This window comes from Saprospiraceae bacterium, assembly GCA_016714025.1.
Lineage (GTDB): Bacteria > Bacteroidota > Bacteroidia > Chitinophagales > Saprospiraceae > Vicinibacter.
In genome coordinates, this window is the sequence record JADJOB010000002.1 from 1,269,742 (window position 1) to 1,289,498 (window position 19,757).

The 19,757-nt window shown below is 37.4% G+C and carries 12 protein-coding genes; 8 read left to right on the top strand and 4 right to left on the bottom strand.

Features of this window, described 5'->3' with window-relative positions:
* Positions 1-260 precede the first annotated feature (260 nt).
* Entirely contained in the window at positions 261-2,861 is a 2,601-nt protein-coding gene (locus IPJ80_08305; protein MBK7913488.1) for a gliding motility-associated C-terminal domain-containing protein, read from the bottom strand.
* 133 nt (positions 2,862-2,994) lie between these two features.
* Here IPJ80_08305 and IPJ80_08310 point away from each other — a divergent pair, with 133 nt between their 5' ends.
* From IPJ80_08310 to IPJ80_08320, 3 genes are all read left to right on the top strand, one after another.
* Positions 2,995-5,355: a choice-of-anchor B family protein gene (locus IPJ80_08310; GenBank protein ID MBK7913489.1), complete on the top strand. Its 2,361-nt coding sequence runs from the start codon at positions 2,995-2,997 to the stop codon at positions 5,353-5,355.
* 120 nt (positions 5,356-5,475) lie between these two features.
* Positions 5,476-6,891, top strand: coding sequence for a class II fumarate hydratase (fumC, locus tag IPJ80_08315; protein MBK7913490.1), 1,416 nt, complete (start codon positions 5,476-5,478; stop codon positions 6,889-6,891).
* A gap of 50 nt (positions 6,892-6,941) precedes the next feature.
* Complete coding sequence (locus tag IPJ80_08320) at positions 6,942-8,156, top strand: insulinase family protein (GenBank protein ID MBK7913491.1); 1,215 nt, start codon at positions 6,942-6,944, stop codon at positions 8,154-8,156.
* Positions 8,157-8,175: 19 nt separating this feature from the next.
* On the opposite strand, the gene IPJ80_08325 is transcribed toward IPJ80_08320, so the two are convergent.
* Complete coding sequence (locus IPJ80_08325) at positions 8,176-9,519, bottom strand: hypothetical protein (protein ID MBK7913492.1); 1,344 nt, start codon at positions 9,517-9,519, stop codon at positions 8,176-8,178.
* 81 nt (positions 9,520-9,600) lie between these two features.
* On the opposite strand from IPJ80_08325, the gene IPJ80_08330 reads away from it, so the two are divergent.
* Both IPJ80_08330 and atpC read left to right on the top strand, forming a co-directional pair.
* Positions 9,601-11,115, top strand: coding sequence for a F0F1 ATP synthase subunit beta (locus IPJ80_08330; GenBank protein ID MBK7913493.1), 1,515 nt, complete (start codon positions 9,601-9,603; stop codon positions 11,113-11,115).
* A 5-nt stretch (positions 11,116-11,120) separates the two neighbouring features.
* Entirely contained in the window at positions 11,121-11,363 is a 243-nt protein-coding gene (gene atpC, locus IPJ80_08335) for an ATP synthase F1 subunit epsilon (protein MBK7913494.1), read from the top strand.
* A 147-nt stretch (positions 11,364-11,510) separates the two neighbouring features.
* Here atpC and IPJ80_08340 read toward each other — a convergent pair whose 3' ends face one another.
* On the bottom strand, positions 11,511-14,570 hold the full coding sequence (locus IPJ80_08340; protein ID MBK7913495.1) for a glycosyl hydrolase: 3,060 nt from the start codon (positions 14,568-14,570) through the stop codon (positions 11,511-11,513).
* Positions 14,571-14,755: 185 nt separating this feature from the next.
* On the opposite strand from IPJ80_08340, the gene IPJ80_08345 reads away from it, so the two are divergent.
* Positions 14,756-16,408: a hypothetical protein gene (locus IPJ80_08345; GenBank protein MBK7913496.1), complete on the top strand. Its 1,653-nt coding sequence runs from the start codon at positions 14,756-14,758 to the stop codon at positions 16,406-16,408.
* A gap of 112 nt (positions 16,409-16,520) precedes the next feature.
* On the opposite strand, the gene IPJ80_08350 is transcribed toward IPJ80_08345, so the two are convergent.
* Positions 16,521-18,650 carry an elongation factor G gene (locus tag IPJ80_08350; GenBank protein ID MBK7913497.1) on the bottom strand — a complete coding sequence of 710 codons (2,130 nt, stop codon included), beginning with the start codon at positions 18,648-18,650 and terminating at the stop codon, positions 16,521-16,523.
* A gap of 503 nt (positions 18,651-19,153) precedes the next feature.
* Here IPJ80_08350 and rplU point away from each other — a divergent pair.
* A complete protein-coding gene (gene rplU / locus IPJ80_08355; GenBank protein ID MBK7913498.1) occupies positions 19,154-19,465 on the top strand; it encodes a 50S ribosomal protein L21 in 312 nt (103 codons plus the stop codon).
* Between the two features lie 19 nt (positions 19,466-19,484).
* Positions 19,485-19,733, top strand: coding sequence for a 50S ribosomal protein L27 (rpmA, locus tag IPJ80_08360; protein ID MBK7913499.1), 249 nt, complete (start codon positions 19,485-19,487; stop codon positions 19,731-19,733).
* Positions 19,734-19,757: the final 24 nt, after the last annotated feature.

The window sequence follows — 19,757 nt, forward strand, 5'->3', positions numbered from 1 at the left end:
GCGAAGGAGAATTTTCCAATTTTCCAATTTTGCAATGCTGCAATAATGGATTATCCGATGAAGTGGACATTCATTAGTCATTGCACATTGAGCATTGTATATTGAGCATTAGATTTTTCTTTGGAGCATGATTTTTAATGTTCAATGCTCAATGTTCAATGAACAATGTTCAATAGAGGAATAACAGACATTCTTGTTATTTAATTGCTCAGTAAAAGGAAACTCCTTTCTTCCGCAATCGAATTTCCTTTCTTTGATTTTTACCTTATCAAGGTCACGCTTCCGCGAAATACTTTTGCTGAGCCGCATTCTGTTTTCATGGTTGCGTAATAGGTATAGGTATCAATGGGTGCTTGTGCACCTTTGTAGTCTCCATTCCAGCCTTCATCAATTTTATTGCCGGTAAAAATTTTCTGTCCCCAGCGATTGTAAATTTCAATATGGTAATCTGAAATGATTCCATTATATTTTACAGCTGGCTTATATATCTGATTGATTTTTATTTCTGAATTTGGAGGAAAAACATTTGGAAATAATAAATAGGATTCCGAAAAATCTTTTACTTCAAAATCATGTACAAATTCTTGATTACAATATTTCATTGTAACGCGATAGTTACCGATCCGATTGACTTTTCGATTTCTGGAAGTATCACCATCTTCCCATTCATACGAATCTGCATAATCAATAAATGGCACCAATGCGATGCTATCTTCTTCAATAATTGCACAGGAATCCTGTAATACTGTAGATTGATTATTAAATTTTTCTAAAGTAATATTGTAAGTATACCGGAAAGAATCCAGACAATAATAATTTACAACGGTATATATACCAGGATTATTTATTATCCGCAATCCTTTAGAAGTATCTCCATCTGTCCAACGGTATTTAACCCCATCTCTTCCGGTAAATCCGTAAATTGGATAAGGATATTTACAAACATTAAAATCAAAATTTTTATTGGGCATCGGATCCAATCCGACATCAAATGTAATTTTAAAATTGGACTGACAATAATTCACATTAGCAGTGTATTTCCCTGGTCCGTTAATGACTCTAAATCCAGTGGTATCTCCATTATCCCAAACAAAACGGGCACCTGGTCCAACAAATTTATTAGGAAATAAAAAATCCGGATAATTACAAATCATAAACGGTAAGGTAGTATCACGGAAAGTTTTCAAGCTCACAATAAAACTGATTTGATACGGTGCTTCGCATCGGGTAACAGTAACATTGTAAGTACCTGGACCATTAATATCTAAAAATGGTGTGGTTTCTCCATTGGGCCATTTGTATGTGGCATCAGTGCCCTGTTTAGGTTCTAAACGAAATGGATAATCACATTCCTGAAGTGCAATGGTTTGATCTGGGAAACTGATATAAAAGACTTTATAGGTAATGGTAATCGTCTTTCCACAATAAGAAACTTTCAATGAATAATCACCAGCAACTTTTACCCAGGTTCCGGATTGGTTACTTCCATTACTCCAGGAATAGGTTGCATTGGGTAACAGAATCCCCTGTAAAAAAACCGAATCTCCTTTGCAAAGTGGGGTAGGAACCTCGCCATCTTTTAAATCAAAGATTTCGCAATCGCGTGGAAACTTCAGGGTATCTACCAAACTGCGCAATGCAAAATCCAAAGTAGAAATAGGTGCATCTGTTAAATCGCTCAAAGCATTGTTTTGAATTAAAATAGGTGCCCTGACAGAATCTTTGTGACTATCATTTTCACAAGTTTCATAGGTCATGCTGGTTTTAGCATTGAGGATCCCACGATCCATGGCAATATTAACTGCAAAATTGCCATCATTTAGCAAAGCAGATTTATAATCAGTGACTTTTGAAGTTGCAGACCAGTATTTTGATCCGGTTGCATTACCCAAACCATTCCAACTGTGCGCAAAGATTGAGGGAATTGAATCTCCTTTTATAGTATCAATTGTATTTAAAACAATGTTGCTTCTTCCATCAAAAAATAAACGGCTGTTGTATTCAGCTAAAAATGTATCATTGCGATATGCGCGAATGCGATCCGTAAACCATAAAAATTTACCATCCTCATGCAATGCAATCACTTGTTTGTATCGCGGACGTTTAATTGCTGCAGTATCAGGTCTTGAATCTATAAAATCGGTTGAAAAATACAATGCGGTATCATTGCTGAGTACACTGTTAAACATCAATTGATGATTTGCTATGTTTTTTGACCATAAATTTTTTCCACTGGTATCAAATTTCATAACATTGGATCCTGCTCCAATATAAAAATCATTTACCCCCGACATTTTTACCCATCGCATCGGTGTATTTAAAGATAAGTCTTTTGACCATCGGCTGACTAAATTGCGATTCATCATAAAAATCCGACCATTGATGGAATCCGGATTGTTGCCATAATTAAATGCAATTAAAATATGATCCTGATCATAAATAGAAACAAGCGGTTGGAAATTCGAATTTACAGTTGTCGTTCCAAAAACTTTTGACGCCGGAATAGTTCCGGTATTGGTATAAATAAAACTAAGTATTCTTGAATTTGTACCTGTGCCAACGGTAGCCATTACCAAGTAAGCATCTTGTCTAAGGTAGCTTAATTGTACATTGCTTACTTTAACAGAATTGGGAATTTGTAAGGTATAACATCCAACCACCTCACCACAATGATTGAATTCGGTCATTGTTAGACTGGAATCCACACGCAGCATTGCACACATCCATCCCCCTTTATTGTTGGTTACTACATCGACTTCTTTAAATGAAAGGCTGTCGTGTTTGTCGATAAATTGCAGGGGTTGACTAAAACCAGCAATTGAAAAACAGACAAAACACAGTATAAAAGCTAGATAACGCATGATCCATTATTTTTGGAAGCTACAAAATTAGACAAATAAGGGTAGAGCAAGTGTTAAAATTTATTAATGTGCTTATCTCAAAACGTTCTAAATTTCGAATTCGTTGGCTTCTGGGTAAATATTTTAAGTTAAAATGCATCGTATTATACATAAATTATTTTTATTATTTATAATTATGCTGATTAACAGCAATATATATGCTCAATCAGCTGATCACATTCAATTGCTTTCTCAGATCAGGATAGCGGAAAAAGCCAGCAGCATTTGGGGTTACACAGATTCCAGTGGTTTGGAGTATGCTTTATTAGGCACCAGTCTGGGTGTCAGGATCTATTCATTGGCCGACCCTTATAATCCAGTCGAATTAAAATTTATCCCGTGTTCTACTTCCATTTGGAGGGAATTAAAGACTGCCGGAGCTTATGCTTATGTGGTTACAGAATCCGGTGATGGTTTATTAATTATAGACATGAAAACACTCGATCACCAATTTGTAAAAACTGTTTACAATGTATCGGGTGATAGTTTGCGCATTTTATCTTCCCACACACTTTATGTTGATGAGAATCAACTCATTTATTTGGCAGGCTCTTCCGGAGTGGGAGGGTTTATCATTTTAGATCCAGGAAAAAATCCCTGGCATCCCGAATGGTTGAATGCCAGCAGTTTTGAATACATGCATGAAGTACATGTTTACAAAGACACCTTATATGGTGCAGCGATTTACAATGGAATTTTCAGTATATGGGATGTAAAAGATAAAAAAAATCCGATACGCATCGCGGAGCATGAAAGTTCGGGTCATTTCACTCATTCCGTTTGGATTGAAAAGAATCGTCCGATATTATACACTTCCGATGAAACCTCCGGAGCCGCTGTAGAAGCCTGGGATGTTTCGGATCCATCTTTCATTCGCAAAACAGATGAGTTTAAAATTGCCGGAGACCAGGCTCATACGTTGGTTCCACACAATGTTTTTCATAAAGAGGATAAATTATTTGTTTCATATTACACAGAAGGGCTTCGAATTTTAGACACAAAAGATCCATCCAATCTATTGGAAGTGGCATATTACGATACAGATACCTTATCAAAACAATCCAGTGGATTTCGTGGATGCTGGAGTGCGTATCCATTTTTTAATTCAGGAATTTGCATTGCTTCCGATATTGAAAATGGAATGTTTGTTTTGAAATATGATGGCAATGAACCTGCTTACTTACATGCAAAAATTGTTGATTCCATTACCCAAGAGCCTATTTACAATGCCAGATTGACCATCGAGCAAAACGGTCGAAATCAAGAAGCCCGCTCCAATTTAAAAGGTGAGTTAAGAACGGGTTTTCCGGAAGCTGATAGTGCCACGGTGCATGTATACTATAAAGGGTATTTTGAAAAAACCATCCGGGTTTATTTGCAACGCAATCAAATTTTAAAATTAGACATTGCATTGGTGGAATTGCCAAAGCACCAAATACAAATACGCATACAGGATAAAGAAACGCATGAAGCCATTTCATTTGCAAAAGTATTTTTGTCAAATCCAGACTATGAATATGAGTTAATTGCAAATGATTCGGGTGTAGTAATTTTTAATAGCATCTATGAACAAAGCTGGGATCTTTATGCAGGAAAATGGGCTTACAAACAAGCATGGATTCCATCATTTGTCTTGCAAAATGATACCATCATTCACATAGCTCTTGAACCGGGTTACGAAGATGATTTTGTCCTGGATTTAGGTTGGCAACATTTTGGTGCGGACTTAAATGTGCGATGGAAGCGAGGAGATTTTTCTGAAATACCTATTCCATCCAGTAATTTTCCTTCAAAGGATATTGAAGGCGATTTAGGTGCCAAATGTTTATATACAGACAATTTTGATAAGGACGAAAGCGTTTATCGATTTATAGATACCTCGTATTTGTATTCGCCCTGGATGGATCTGAGTAAATTTGATCAGATCGAACTTAATTATACTGCCTGGGCCTATGGCGGAAACAATTCTACTAAAGAAGTATTTTTAGTTTTTTCAGATACCAGCTATTTATTGGAATCGGTCCCAGAAAAACTAAACGGTCAATTTAATGCTGCTTCTTTTTTTCAATTCGGTATTCAAAATAGGAAACGGGATTCGGTCCGTTTGTTATTTAAACTGTACAATGATCCGATGACAGCACAACAAGCCATTCGTATGATGGCTGCCATTGATGGATTTCGATTGACAGGAAGAAAACTAAGTACGCCTGTTTCTTCTTTTGAAGCAAGTGATATTCAAATTGTTCCTAATCCGGCGAGTAATAGAATTAAAATACATTCACTAACATCACTTGTTGAAAAGACCTTAAAGATTTATAATGCTTTGGGAATCATTGTATGTCAGGAGAAGCTGAATACCGATCAATCAATTGATATTTCAAAAATGGATGATGGTGTATATTTTATTTGTGTTGAAGGAATTGCAAACTGTGTTAAGTTTATTATTTTTAATTAGGCATTCGCATTGTTAGAATAACTTCTTTTTCTTTCCAAATTAAAATTTAATAGAAAATGAGTAACTGCAAATCAGTTAGGCTTCACATTTGTAGTATCTTTGCGTTCCAATTTAATACATATGCAATTTCGCAAAGAAAAGGACACCATGGGCATCGTTGAAGTTCCGGCCCATGTGTATTGGGGAGCTCAAACACAGCGTTCGATAGATAATTTTAAAATAGCACGGGATACCGATCGGATGCCGATTGAAATAATTTATGCCTTTGCCTTTCTAAAAAAAGCAGCAGCATTAACCAATCGGGATGCAGGGGTTTTAACTGAAGAAAAATGCAGTTTGATCGCCCGGGTGTGTGATGAAATTTTGGAAGGCAAACTGGATGATCAGTTTCCATTGGTCGTTTGGCAAACTGGCTCCGGAACCCAATCCAACATGAATGTAAATGAAGTGATTGCTAACCGTGCACATGTATTGCAAGGCGGTCATCTTGAAGATGAGAAAAAAGTCATCAATCCCAACGACGACGTCAACAAATCGCAGTCATCCAATGATACCTTTCCTACGGCAATGCACATCGCTGCCTACAAAATTTTGGTCGAACAAACCATCCCAGGAATTGAGAAATTGAGAGATACCCTGAATCATAAAGCAGCTGAATATTATCGATTGGTAAAAATTGGTCGTACCCATTTAATGGATGCAACCCCATTGACACTGGGACAGGAATTTTCCGGTTATGTATCTCAATTGGATCATGGGTTGCGTGCAATTCGTTTTTCATTAAATCATCTTTCGGAGTTGGCTTTGGGAGGAACCGCTGTCGGAACGGGCATCAATACGCCTCCTGGCTATTCTGAACAGGTAGCCAAACACATTGCACAATTGACGGGATGTCCATTTATTACCGCTGAAAATAAATTTGAGGCCCTGGCCTCGCACGATGGCATTGTGGCTGCCCATGGCGCTCTAAAATCAGTTGCAGTGAGTTTGATGAAAATTGCAAATGACATCCGACTGTTGGCATCCGGTCCACGTTGTGGAATCGGTGAAATTTTTATACCGGACAATGAACCTGGTTCTTCCATCATGCCTGGAAAAGTCAACCCCACCCAATGTGAGGCCATGACCATGGTCGCCGCCCAAGTTATGGGTAATGATGTTGCCATAAACATAGGTGGTTCGAATGGTCATTTTGAGCTCAATGTCTTTAAACCGGTCATGATTGCTAATTTTTTGCATTCTGCAAAACTGATTGCCGATGTTTGTGTTTCCTTTAATGATAAATGTGCTTCCGGAATTCGTGCAATTCCAGAAAACATTAAGAAAAATTTGGATAATTCATTAATGCTCGTAACTGCTTTGAATACTAAAATTGGCTATTATAAAGCGGCAGAAATTGCCCAAACTGCACACAAAGAGGGACTGACTCTTAAACAAGCAGCTCTAAATCTTGGCTATCTTACAGAAGCTGAATTTGACCAATGGGTGATCCCTGAACTCATGGTTGGTCCCCTTGATCTCTTTTCTAAATCCTGAATCTGAGTTCTTCAGCCAACTTGTTAATTCCCCATTTTCAAAAATACCATTTGGATAATGGACTGACCGTGCTATTGCAACCGGATCCATCAACAGCTTTGGTCGCTGTATGCGTATTGTATAAAGTAGGATCGAGAGACGAACAAGAATCAAAAACTGGCATTGCACATTTATTTGAACATCTGATGTTTTCCAATAATGGGCCGGGCATTGATTTTGATTCCATCCTTCAAAATGCGGGGGGAGAATGCAATGCATTTACTACCACCGACACAACCCAATATTATTCTATAGCTCCCTCCAATCAATTGGAATTGCTGCTTTCTTTAGAATCCAATCGGATCAGTGGTTTTCATGTCAGTCAAAAGGATTTTAAAACGCAACAACGCGTAGTGATTGAAGAATTCAGTGAAATGTATCTCAACAATCCATACGGTGATTTTAACCACATCCTGATGCAGATGGCGTATAAAACACATCCCTATCGCTGGCCGGTTATCGGGTTTAATCAGGAGCAACTCAAGCATTTAAAATTAGAAGATGCGGAGCATTTTTATCATACGTATTATACCCCTTCCAATGCAATCCTTGTAATACATGGAAACTTTAATGTGGAAGAAACCAAAAACTTGATTCAAAACTATTTTGGAAAAATAAAATCCGGAGCTTCTGTCAGTCGCTATTATCCGGCTGAAGAAAAAATAATCGTACATCGTACTCAGACACTGCATAAAGAATTACCGGAAGAAGGATTTTATTTGGCATTTCCTTATTGCGGACGGATGGATCCTGATTTTTATGCCGTCGATTTTATGACAGATATATTATCAGAAGGGAAGTCCTCGCTTTTGTATAAAAAACTTCGGAAAGAATTGATGATTTGTTCAGGGATCGATTGTTACATTACGGCTACGACAGATCCGGGTCTGATCCTTGTCGAAGGTAAAATTAATCCGGGGCATACTATTGAAGAAGCAGAAGCTGTTTTTTGGAATATCATCGCAGAATTACAATCCAAAGAATTAGACGACCGCACCTGGGAAAAGTATATGAATAAAAATGAATCTGCTTATTTGTTTTCACAAATGGGTGCCATGAATCAAGCATTGAATTTATCGTATGCCGAGTGGTTGGGAAATCCGGAATTGATTTACACCGAACTAGAGAATTATCTCCAATTAACCAAAGAACAAATTCAAACTGCAACGAGAAACTATTTTTCAAAAGAACATTCTTGCAGTTTGTATTATCGTTCATCCCAATAAGTTTTACAAGCTACGGGATTTATTTCCGAATTCCTTTTCTAAATTTCAACACGGAATCAAAATGTATCTGTTGATTTAAATACATTTTGCATTCATCAGGGAGGCTTTGAATTTGCAATGAATTTGGATTTATTTTATAGGGCAGTAACTGCCAAAAAACATTAAAATCGTAAATTCGCTGAAGGGCTTTACTATTTCGTAATGCTACAAGTTTTAATAAGACTTCATCAGACCAAAACAACTTTTCATGTCTTATAAACATCAGGAAAGCTTCTAAATCAATCGCATCTTGCTCTGCTTCGATCCACAGAACGCAACAATGGTTAAATACTTTATGATCCATTCCATGTGATAAATTACCCAAAGCAAGCTGTTCCGTTAATAATTTTTGTTCGAGTAAAAATTCAAAACAAGCAATGGCCAGTTCAATATAGGCCTGTTCTTTTAAAGCAGTCAATAAAATTGGAAACAATTCTTTTTCCTGAATCCATTTTAAATAGGTATGGAAGTTTTCTTGAGTCGTCATAAAACGAAGCGGACTCAAGCGAATGGAGTGTTCGATCGTTGGACTGATTTTTGAATAATATTCGTCCAGACTGTTTTCCGATAAATAATAATGGAATTGAACTAGTTGATTTTTAAATGCAGTTTCGTCCACTGAAAGTTTTAAATAAAGCAATTCTTGGTGCAGTTGTATCTTTTTTGGATTGATGAGAATCTGCAATGCATTCCATTCTGTTTGGGATAATTTAGGATGCAAGATTCGAAGCCATTTAATTTTTTCAGGGTCTTTAAGTTCCTGATGGGTTTGTAAAAAATAATTAAATGCATTTTCCGGATTTCGTTCTCTGAATTTTTCAAAGGCATAAAGCCGTTGATCCAATTTTGAAAACTGCAAAGGATGTTCCTGGTGTTGTTCTGATAAAATGTGAAATTCCGGAAACAGAGTAGCCAGTTGTTGTCCAACGGGTCCAAGAAAAGCTTGCATAAAATTTGCAACGTTCAAATCAGTTCGCGCCCATTCCATTAAAGGAACCAGGATATTTACCGGAAACGAAATTGACTTTCGCTTAAGAAAATGAGTCCATTCAAAAAACAAATCCGATTCTTTTAATTGGATGCCCGCCAGAAGAAATCGATGCAAAGGAGCAGATTGGCATTGAGTGGGAATGTCCACGGTATGGTCAATATCAAGGCTTAAATAAGATGCTCCTTTCACAAGAATGTAAGATTTTACGAGATCCTGAATGGTAATTTCCAGTTCATTTCGGTTAATTCCATACAAGAGACGGGCTGATAAGCTTTCTAAAAGATTAAATTCCTGATTTTCAGTTGATTCGATATTAGAATGGGAATGTGTCAAAGGATTGTCAATAGTTTGGTGAATCGATCCGGATGTATATATATTTGCGCGTCTTTTTAAAACATATATTCAATAAATCATATGACAAACATAGGTCGCGTATCTCAAATCATTGGTCCTGTTGTGGATGTTAGTTTTTCAGGAGAAGGCTCACAGCTTCCAGAAATTTATAATGCCTTGTGTATCAAGCGCCCAGGAAAGGATGACCTCATCCTTGAAGTGCAACAGCATTTAGGGGAAGACAGTGTACGTGCCGTGGCAATGGACTCAACAGACGGTTTAACCCGTGGTGCGGAAGTTATAGATTTAAAAGAAACCATCTCCATGCCGGTGGGAGAAGACATCAAAGGCCGCCTTTTTAATGTGGTGGGTCAGGCCATTGACGGTTTGGGAGATGTATCAAAGAAACATAAATATTCCATTCATAAGAAACCACCGACCTACGAAGATTTATCTACCGAAACGGAAGTTTTGTTTACCGGTATCAAGGTGATTGACCTGATTGAACCTTATTCAAAAGGAGGAAAAATTGGTTTATTCGGAGGTGCCGGTGTTGGTAAAACCGTATTAATTCAAGAGTTGATCAACAACATCGCAAAGGGTTATGGTGGATTGTCTGTATTTGCAGGAGTAGGAGAGCGTACCCGTGAAGGAAATGACTTATTGCGTGAGATGATTGAAGCAGGAATTATTAAGTACGGCGATGATTTTATCCACAGCATGGAAAGCGGTGGATGGGATTTGAGTAAAGTAAACATGGAAGGATTGAAAGATTCAAAAGCCACGTTTATTTTTGGACAAATGAATGAACCACCAGGTGCCCGTGCCCGTGTTGCGCTTTCAGGTTTAACGGTTGCAGAATATTTCCGTGATGGCGATTTAAATGATCCAGCCGGAGGAAAAGATATTTTATTCTTTATTGATAATATTTTCCGTTTCACACAAGCCGGATCAGAAGTATCGGCTTTATTAGGTCGTATGCCATCAGCGGTAGGATATCAGCCAACCCTGGCATCTGAAATGGGTTTGATGCAAGAACGGATCACTTCTACCAAGAGAGGATCAATTACCTCTGTACAAGCAGTTTATGTGCCTGCGGATGACTTGACGGATCCAGCTCCGGCAACTACGTTTGCTCACCTGGATGCTACTACTGTATTAAGTCGTAAAATTGCTTCATTGGGTATTTATCCTGCTGTGGATCCATTGGATTCAACCTCACGAATTTTGGATCCGCTGGTTATTGGAGAACATCATTACAATACGGCACAACGCGTAAAAGGAATCTTACAACGATACAATGAATTGTTAGACATCATTGCCATCCTGGGGATGGAAGAATTGTCTGAAGAAGATAAATTAGTAGTACACCGCGCTCGTCGTGTACAACGTTTCTTATCACAACCATTCCACGTAGCAGAACAGTTTACAGGGATTAAAGGTGTATTTGTTCCAATTGATGAAACCATCAGAGGATTTAATATGATTATGGATGGTGAAGTGGATGAATATCCGGAAGCTGCTTTCAACTTAGTTGGAACGATCGATGATGCAATTGCAAAAGGTAAAAAATTATTAGCAGAAGCATCCAATTAATCGGAATGAAAGTCTATATCCTTACACCTGAAAAAACATTGTACGAAGGAGAAGCAAAAGCAATCATCGTACCTGGAACGCATGGCCAATTTGAAGTGTTGGATCGACATGCACCCATTGTTTCTTCATTAACCAAAGGAAGTGTACAACTCACCGATGAAAAAGGTCAAAAACACGATTTCCCCATCTCCAAAGGTTTTATTGAGGTGATGCAGAATGAGGTGAATGTGTTGGTGAGACAGGGATAATTCAATTAAGAATTAAAAATTAAGAATTAAGAATTACGAATTATGGGAGCGGTTCGAGAATCCTGCGGACTCTCGGGAAATATTAATTTATTCGACAAAAAAAAATAGATTTTTTTGACAACTGTACACTCACTCCTGCCTCTTGATCTATGGCTTCATATTTCTTGTTAGATTTTCCTGCTTAACTGCTTTTTCGTATTTGCTGTGAAATTGATTTTGAATGGTTTTAAAATCGGATTCGGATTTTGAAACTTCTGCTTGCAATGTTTGAATGCGATCGATAACTAAATTGGAGGGTCGTTGTTCTTCGCTTACCACACTGGCGTATGCATCAGAAATTCGTTCGCGTAATTTTTCTTCGTCAGCAAAAATGGATTTTTGTTTAGTCGCTAATAAGTTACTGCGTAATTGTTCTAATGAATCAAGGTATCGTTGCGCCAGGATCACATTCTTTTTGTTTTTCATTTTATCTTTTAACTCGCGAATCTCTTTTTGTTGATTGGAAATTGATTCTACTGTGCGCGCGAGTTGTTCGTGCATATAATAATATTTCATGCAAACTTCGTACTGAAGTTTACGATCGGAAAGAGAATAATTTTCTTTATCCTGGTGAATCAATTGAAAGGTATCGAGATAAGTTTGGTTTCCTACAACCAATTTTAGTTGATAATTTCCTGGCAATACTTTTGGAGCTCCGAAAGCACCAAAATCCAACTTGGTTCCACCTTCAGCGACTTTTGCAGGTTTCATGCGTTGATTCCAGTACACTTTATTGATTCCTTTTCTTTTAGTCGTATTGAGTGCCTGAATTAATTTTCCTTCCATATCCAGCACTTCCATTTTAACTTCACCATTCATTACACGATCTTTCAAATAATATTGAAAGGGTTTTATATCGTCTGGATTTCCTGCAACCCAGCCTCCACTAAAAGGGGATCCTCCTCCATATTTTCCAGTTGTCAATTCCATTTCTTTTGTATCAAACAGCACTACGTTTTTTTCAGCAATGCTTTTACTCATGTTTCGGATTACAGAAATATCATCGATGACATAAATCCCACGGCCATGGGTTCCTACGACCAATGAATGTTCGCGTGGATGAATTTGAATATCCCGTGTCAATGCATAATCCGGAATATTATTCTTCATTCGAAACCATTCCATTCCACCGTCTAAACTGGCAAACAATCCCAATTCAGTTCCCAGAAACAATACATTTTTATTGACGAGATCTTCTTTGATTTTATGAGCAAATCCAGTAAACTCTTTACTTTGAATTCTGGTAAATGTTTTACCCAAATCAGTTGATTTGATTACATAGGTTTGATGATCTCCATAAGTATGATTGTCTAAGGTTATGTAAACAGTATTTTGATCGAAGTTGGATGCTTCGATACTGCTGATCCAGGTCTGTGGAGGGACGCCTGTTGCTATATAATTGCCAGATAAGTTTTTCCAGGTTTTGCCGCCATCAGTTGTGAGTTGTAAATTTCCATCGTCTGTGCCGGCCCAAATTAAATTTTCATTGAGTGGAGATTCTGTAAGGGTGAAAATAGTACAATGGTTTTCTGCGCTGGTGTTGTCTGCGCTTAATCCACCACTGTTTTCCTGTTGTTGTTTTTTCTTGTCATTGGTAGTGAGATCCGGCGAAATAACAGACCAGTTTCTTCCTTGATCTGTTGATTTGAAAATATATTGTGCGGCAACATAGAGGTTTTTCTTATTTTTTGCACCACAAACAATTGGACTGTTCCAATTCCATCGTAATTTTTCTTGTGATGCGGTTTGCTGTGGTTTTATATTATAGGATTTGAAAGTCCTTAAATCAATCCGGGCTGAATTGCCTCCCTGACTTTCAGCATAAACAATGTTAGAATCCAGTGGATCCGGTACCGTCCAAAATCCATCTCCCCAATAGACCGTTTTCCAATCTCCATTGCCAATGCCACCGGGATTTGCACTGGGACCTACCCAGGAACCATTGTCCTGCAATCCGCCATAAATTCTAAAAGGATTTTCGTTATCAATCGCTACATGATAAAATTGACCAACAGGTAAATTGTGACAAAAAATCCAGGTCGCACCCCGGTCATTGCTGATGTATACGCCTCCATCGGTTCCCAGATACATGTTGCTGGTATTTTGTGGATTGATCCAAAGGGCGTGGTGATCACTGTGTACCCATCCGCCATCGTAACTCGCATCATTGAATGAATAACCACCATCATCTGAATATGAAAATTGAAAAGCCGGACGATACACCCGTTTAGGATCTTTTGGATCAATAACCAAGGTTGAAAAATAAAATGGGCGAGACACCACATTGAGTGTGGCACTTTGTGATTTCCAAGATTCCCCATGATCTGACGAAATGTATAAGCCGGTATTGTTGGATTCTACAATAGCCAATAAATTTTCAGGGGCGCTGGGTGCCAATGCAATCGCCACCCTGCCAAAATCACCTTCTGGCAATCCTTTGGTTATTTTGCGCCAGTTTGCACCCCCATCTTCACTTTTATAAAAAGCAGATCCTTTTCCACCAGATTCAAACGTAAAAGCTTTGCGTCTGAATTCCCAGGTGGTGGCATAAAGTATGTTGGGTTGATTTGGGTGAATTGCCAAATCGGCGCAACCTGTTTTTTGATCGATGTATAATATTTTGGTCCAGCTTTTACCGGCATCGATGGATTTATAAAGTCCGCGATGCGGACTGTCAGACCACAAAGCACCGGGAGCGGCTACATAAATGGTGTTTGAATTTTTTGGATCAATTATAATTTTTGAAATGTGTTCGGTACTGTCCAAACCAATTTTGACCCAGTTTTCACCCGCATCCGTAGATTTATACAATCCCACCCCAATGGATACGGAGTTACGCATATTGCTTTCTCCGGTACCTACATACAGTGTGGAAGGATTTGCCTGATCAATGGCGATGGCACCAATAGACTGGCAATATTTATCAAAAATGGGTTTGAAGGAAGCACCGGCATTGGTAGATTTCCAAACGCCTCCACCAGCAGTTCCAATGTACAAGGTTCGGGGTTCAGTATTGACGCCTTCAATGGCTGTGATTCTTCCGCTCATGGTCCCAGGTCCCAGTGCACGGGCTTCCAGTGATCCAAAGGTTGAAGCATTGATTTTGGTTTGTGAAAAGGAATTGTGCGTAACCAATAGGCAAAACAGACAAAGAGCTAAAAATCGCATTGTATTATAGTATTTAAGTTCAAAAATAGTCTTTAGTTCTAATGCAGTTAGATTCATAGACTAAAAGCAAGGAATTAACGACAAAAATACCCGGTTTTATGTAAATACGAAGATATTCGTAGGAAAAAATAATCCCAATGTTTGTAAATAAATGTGCTAAATTTGAAAGACCTGAAATAGAATCTATGAAACCAAGTAACACACATGAGTTAAATACAGAATATTTTAGGAACTTACAAAGCAGGATCCTATTCAGTATTCTTTTAATTTGCTTGTTCATTCCAAAAATTTCGGATGCACAAGATTGCTTTCCAGATACGGAGCCACCGGTTTTAATTTGTAAAAAGATAGACACATTAATGCTTGGTTGGTGTGGAAATGTACAGATTTATGCTTCTGAATTTGTAAAATCTGTAGTTGATAATTGTTCACCCCGGGTAAAAATTACCTTTGACAGGGAAGGTAGATTAGAAGATGCTGATTTGATTTTATTATTAGTTGGTTTGGATACTTCTAATAATTTCATCACAATTTATGCGCACGACAATGCGGGAAATGTAAGTTCGTGTAGTTCCTTTTGCTTTCCGGTTTCAATGCTTAATTTGAAGGTAGATTGTAATATTTTATCAGATTATCGCTATTTTGAAGATGAAACAAATAAGATTGAATTAAGTATAAGAACAGAAGATAATAAACTTCATCCAACGACAATTACTAACAAATGGTATCCAATGCGATTTGAAGGGACTATTTCTTCTATATCAAATCCGAAATCAATTGTTATAAATTCATTAGATTTTGCTTTTGATCATTGGAATATTTCACCAGCTGATATCATCGAAGCATCTCGTATGATTGTTCATTCGAGTCGATATCCATCAGCCATGAATTATTTAAGTGCCGATACCAATTGCGATGGAGAAATTAATTTGCTGGATCTTTATAAAACACTCCAATTTATACTTGGGAATATTGTTAAAGATGATTGTATCGCAAAACCTTTGGCAAGATTTTTAAATGATTCCGGCGTTTTATTAGGCACAGAAACAGATCTTAACTTTAATGCTAATACATTACAAAAAATGGGATTTTGTCAACGAGGTGATATTGACAGAGAAAATTTATTTCCAAACGTTTCATTCTTCAATCCAGTAAGTCAAATCCAAGGTGACCCGGTTAATTGGAAAGTAAAAAATCAATTATTGGAAAGAAATCTTAACTACGTGTTAGATTTTGAATTTTCAGATAGTATGAAATTATTTGGTTTGCAATTCAATGTTAATTTTGATACAAGTTTGGTCCATATTGACACAGTTTATTCAAATTTTATTGGAACTCAATTTAATCGGATTTATCCCAATGATATTCAATGGGTTTGTTGGAATACATTAGACCCTCAAATAGATCATGTTTTACCTAGGATTACATTCCACCTTACCGCTAAAGAAGATGCTAAAGTTGGTGAAGTATTTAAACCAACGGTTCAAACCATTAGTAATTTTTTAGTAGAAGCATCTGGTAACGCACGTCCCATAGGAATTGAGTTTTCAAAAGTAGCAGGTAATCATACTACATTAAATGATGCTGAATGGTTGCAAGCAACTCCCATACCATCTCAGGGCATTGTTAGAATTTCAGTGTTGGTCTCCAAAGAACAAGTAGGTCAATTAGAACTGATTGATGTACATGGGATTCTTGTTCATAAACAACTATTGAAATTTCAGAATGCTCCTTTGCAAATAGACATACCTAAACTTAAGAGTGGAATGTATTTTGCTGTATTAAGATTTGCTGAAAGTAAACCAATACAAAAAACATTTCTAATGATTCGAGAATAATATGTAGGATCTATTTAATAAAATTTGTGCTGTATTAATTTCCTATGAAGAAAAGTTAATCTGAATACACCCTGAATATTGTAATTTGATGATACTTTTTATTGCATTTGGCTTACTCTTCATGATCCTTGGAAATTGCTTTATATTCTGCAATCAATTTTTGTTGAATGTCTGGTGTAACCGGAGCATATTCTAAAAAATGCATGCTGAATTTTGCTTTGCCCTGAGTCATCGAGCGTAAACTGGAAGAGTAATTATGCATTTCAGCTAATGGGACTTTTGTTTTGATTTTTTTGTAATGACCCTCAGAATCCATTCCTAAAATGATAGCGCGTCGTGTTTGTAAGTCACCCATTATATCACCCATGGCATCATCTCCACAAAGTATTTCCAATTCATAAACCGGTTCCAAAATCTGAGCACCGGCCGAGTGAAACGCTTCTTTAAAAGCCATGGTTCCTGCAATTTGAAAAGCCATATCATTGCTGTCAACCGGATGCATCTTTCCATCAAACACTGAAACACGAATATCGGTACAATAAGATCCAGTCAAAGGACCTTCGATCATTTTATTCATTATCCCTTTTTTGATAGCAGAGGAAAATTTAGTGTCAATTGATCCTCCAACGATGCACCATAAAAAGGATAATTTGCCACCCCAACTCAATTCTTCAGCTTCGCGTTGTCTGACATTTAATCCCGCCGGGTCTGCCATTCCTTCATGAAAAGGTTCTACGCGCATGTGCACTTCTGCAAATTGTCCTGCTCCGCCGGATTGTTTTTTATGTCGGTAACTGGTATCCGTTGCTTTGGTAATGGTTTCGAGATAAGGAATTTTTGGTTTTAAAAAATCAATGTGCAATCCATGAAGTTTTTCAATCCGATATTTTAATAAGTCCATGTGCAACTGTCCCTGACCATGCAATAAATTTTGTTTAAGTCTTTGGGATTGTTCCAATACTAAAGTGGGATCTTCTTCCTGTAATTCATGAATCGCTTTAATCAATTTTTCAAGGTCGTTTTTATTTTCTGTTGAAATAGCTGCCCGCGTTCTTGGTTCTGGAAAAGGGATGGGTTCTACTTCTGCATCATGACCTTTTATGCTCAAAGTATTGTTGGTATGACTGTCTTTTAATTTTACAACCACTCCTAAATCTCCAGCAACCAACTCATTGACTGCTTCACGATTTTTTCCATTGGAAACATAAATTTGATTGAGCCGTTCGTATCCCCGATTTGCATTATTATTTAATTCATCACCTGTTTTTACTTTTCCTGAATATACTTTGAAATAGGATACCCGTCCAACTTTAGGTTCACTCATCGTTTTATAGATAAACAACGTTGTCGGACCGGAGGCATCCACTTTTAATTCTCCATTTTTAAGTTTGGCATTGGGTCTATCGGCAGGAGACGGACACACATCATTGATAAATCCCATGATTCTGCCACTTCCCATATTTTTTATAGCAGAACAACAAAAAACAGGAAATAAACTTTGATGAGCGATCCCTTTGCGAAGTCCATCTGCCAATTCTGATTCATCCAGATTGCCGGTTTCAAAAAAATGTTCCATTAAAGTATCATCATTTTCTGCGGCTGCTTCGACAATTGCTGTATGCATTTCCTGAGCTCTGGCTTTTTCAGATTCAGGTATTTCTTTTTTAACCGGTTTACCTCCATCAGCAGGAAATTCATACATCACCATGCGCAATGCATCGATGATGGCATTAAAATTTTTACCTGGATTTAATGGATATTGAAAAGCAATCAGTTTATTTCCAAAACGAGCTTTTGCTTGTTCCAGTGAAGTATCAAAATCTGCTTTTTCATGATCGCATTGATTGATCACAAACATGGCGGGAAGGTGAAATTTTTCTACATATTCCCATATTAATTCTGTTCCGACTTCCACACCATGCGAACCATTAATCGTCATAATTCCCAAGTCCGCTACTTTCATAGATGATAATATTTCACCTACAAAATCATCAGAGCCAGGTGTGTCTATGATATTTATTTTAGAATCCTTCCAACTTACGTGCATGAGTTTGCTAAACAAACTCGATTTGCGCTCTTGTTCGATATCCGAAAAATCAGATACGGTATTACCGGCATCAATCGTACCGCGACGTGTAATGGCTTTGGCTTCGTAAAGCATGCTTTCTATCAGGCTGGTTTTTCCGCTATGCGAATGGCCCAGCAAGACGACATTCCTGATGTGTTTGGGATCCTGGCTCATAAAAGCAATGTTTTTATTGGTTAAGAATAGTTGCTACAAGTTATCTGTATTGAAATTATTTGCAAATGATTTCTGAATATTAATTTTAATATAAAAGCAAATTATTGTATACCAATAAACTATATATATAAACTAAAATGTATTTCAATGTCAAAAACCTAAACGCTTTGTTGGATGGGATTCGAAGCTTTCTGAATCATCCTGCATAGGGTGTCCAAGCGACTGGGTGTTTAATAATTACAATTTTCAACAATTTCTAGATTTTAAAGTGTAATCCCAGCTCCTTTTTTCAAAGCAGATCTGCGTCCAAATTTCCTCTGAATAGGGATCAAGCAGATCGGTTCTTAACAGGTAACCTGGGATTATTTGTATTTAAATCATTGATAATGAATAAGATAAACTAATTTAAATCTAATAGAATTCTAAGGCATATTTTTTCAATAAAAACCATTTTTTTCCGTAAAAGATAGTATTTTTGCAGTCCAATTTTAAAGACCTTAGTCATGATCGCAGTGGTTAATATAGCAGGGCAACAATTTAAAGTCAGTAAAGGCCAAAAATTGTATGTTCACCGTCAGGAAGCCGAAACCGGTAGTCAAGTAAATTTTGATCAGGTGTTGATGCTGATAAATGGTGAACAAACTACCATTGGAATGCCCAACATTGCAGGTGCAAGCATTTCTGCTAAAGTGTTAGATCATATCAAAGGTGATAAAGTAATTGTGTATAAAAAGAAGCGCAGAAAAGGCTATGAAAAAAAGAATGGCCACCGTCAATCTTTTACACAAATTCAGGTTGAATCCATCCAAATTTAATTCTATAAAATTTTAAGCCATGGCACATAAGAAAGGGGAAGGTAGTACTAGTAACGGTCGCGATAGCAACAGCAAACGTTTGGGCGTAAAATTATTTGGAGGTCAGGAAGCAATTCCTGGAAACATCATCGTGCGCCAACGGGGTACAAAATATCACCCTGGTATTAATGTTGGTGTTGGAAAAGATTTTACATTATTTGCTCTTAAAGCAGGTGTAGTTACTTTTAAAAAGACCCGCGAAGATCGAAACGTAGTACACGTTCTCTAAACTGTTTTTCTTCTTATTTATTTA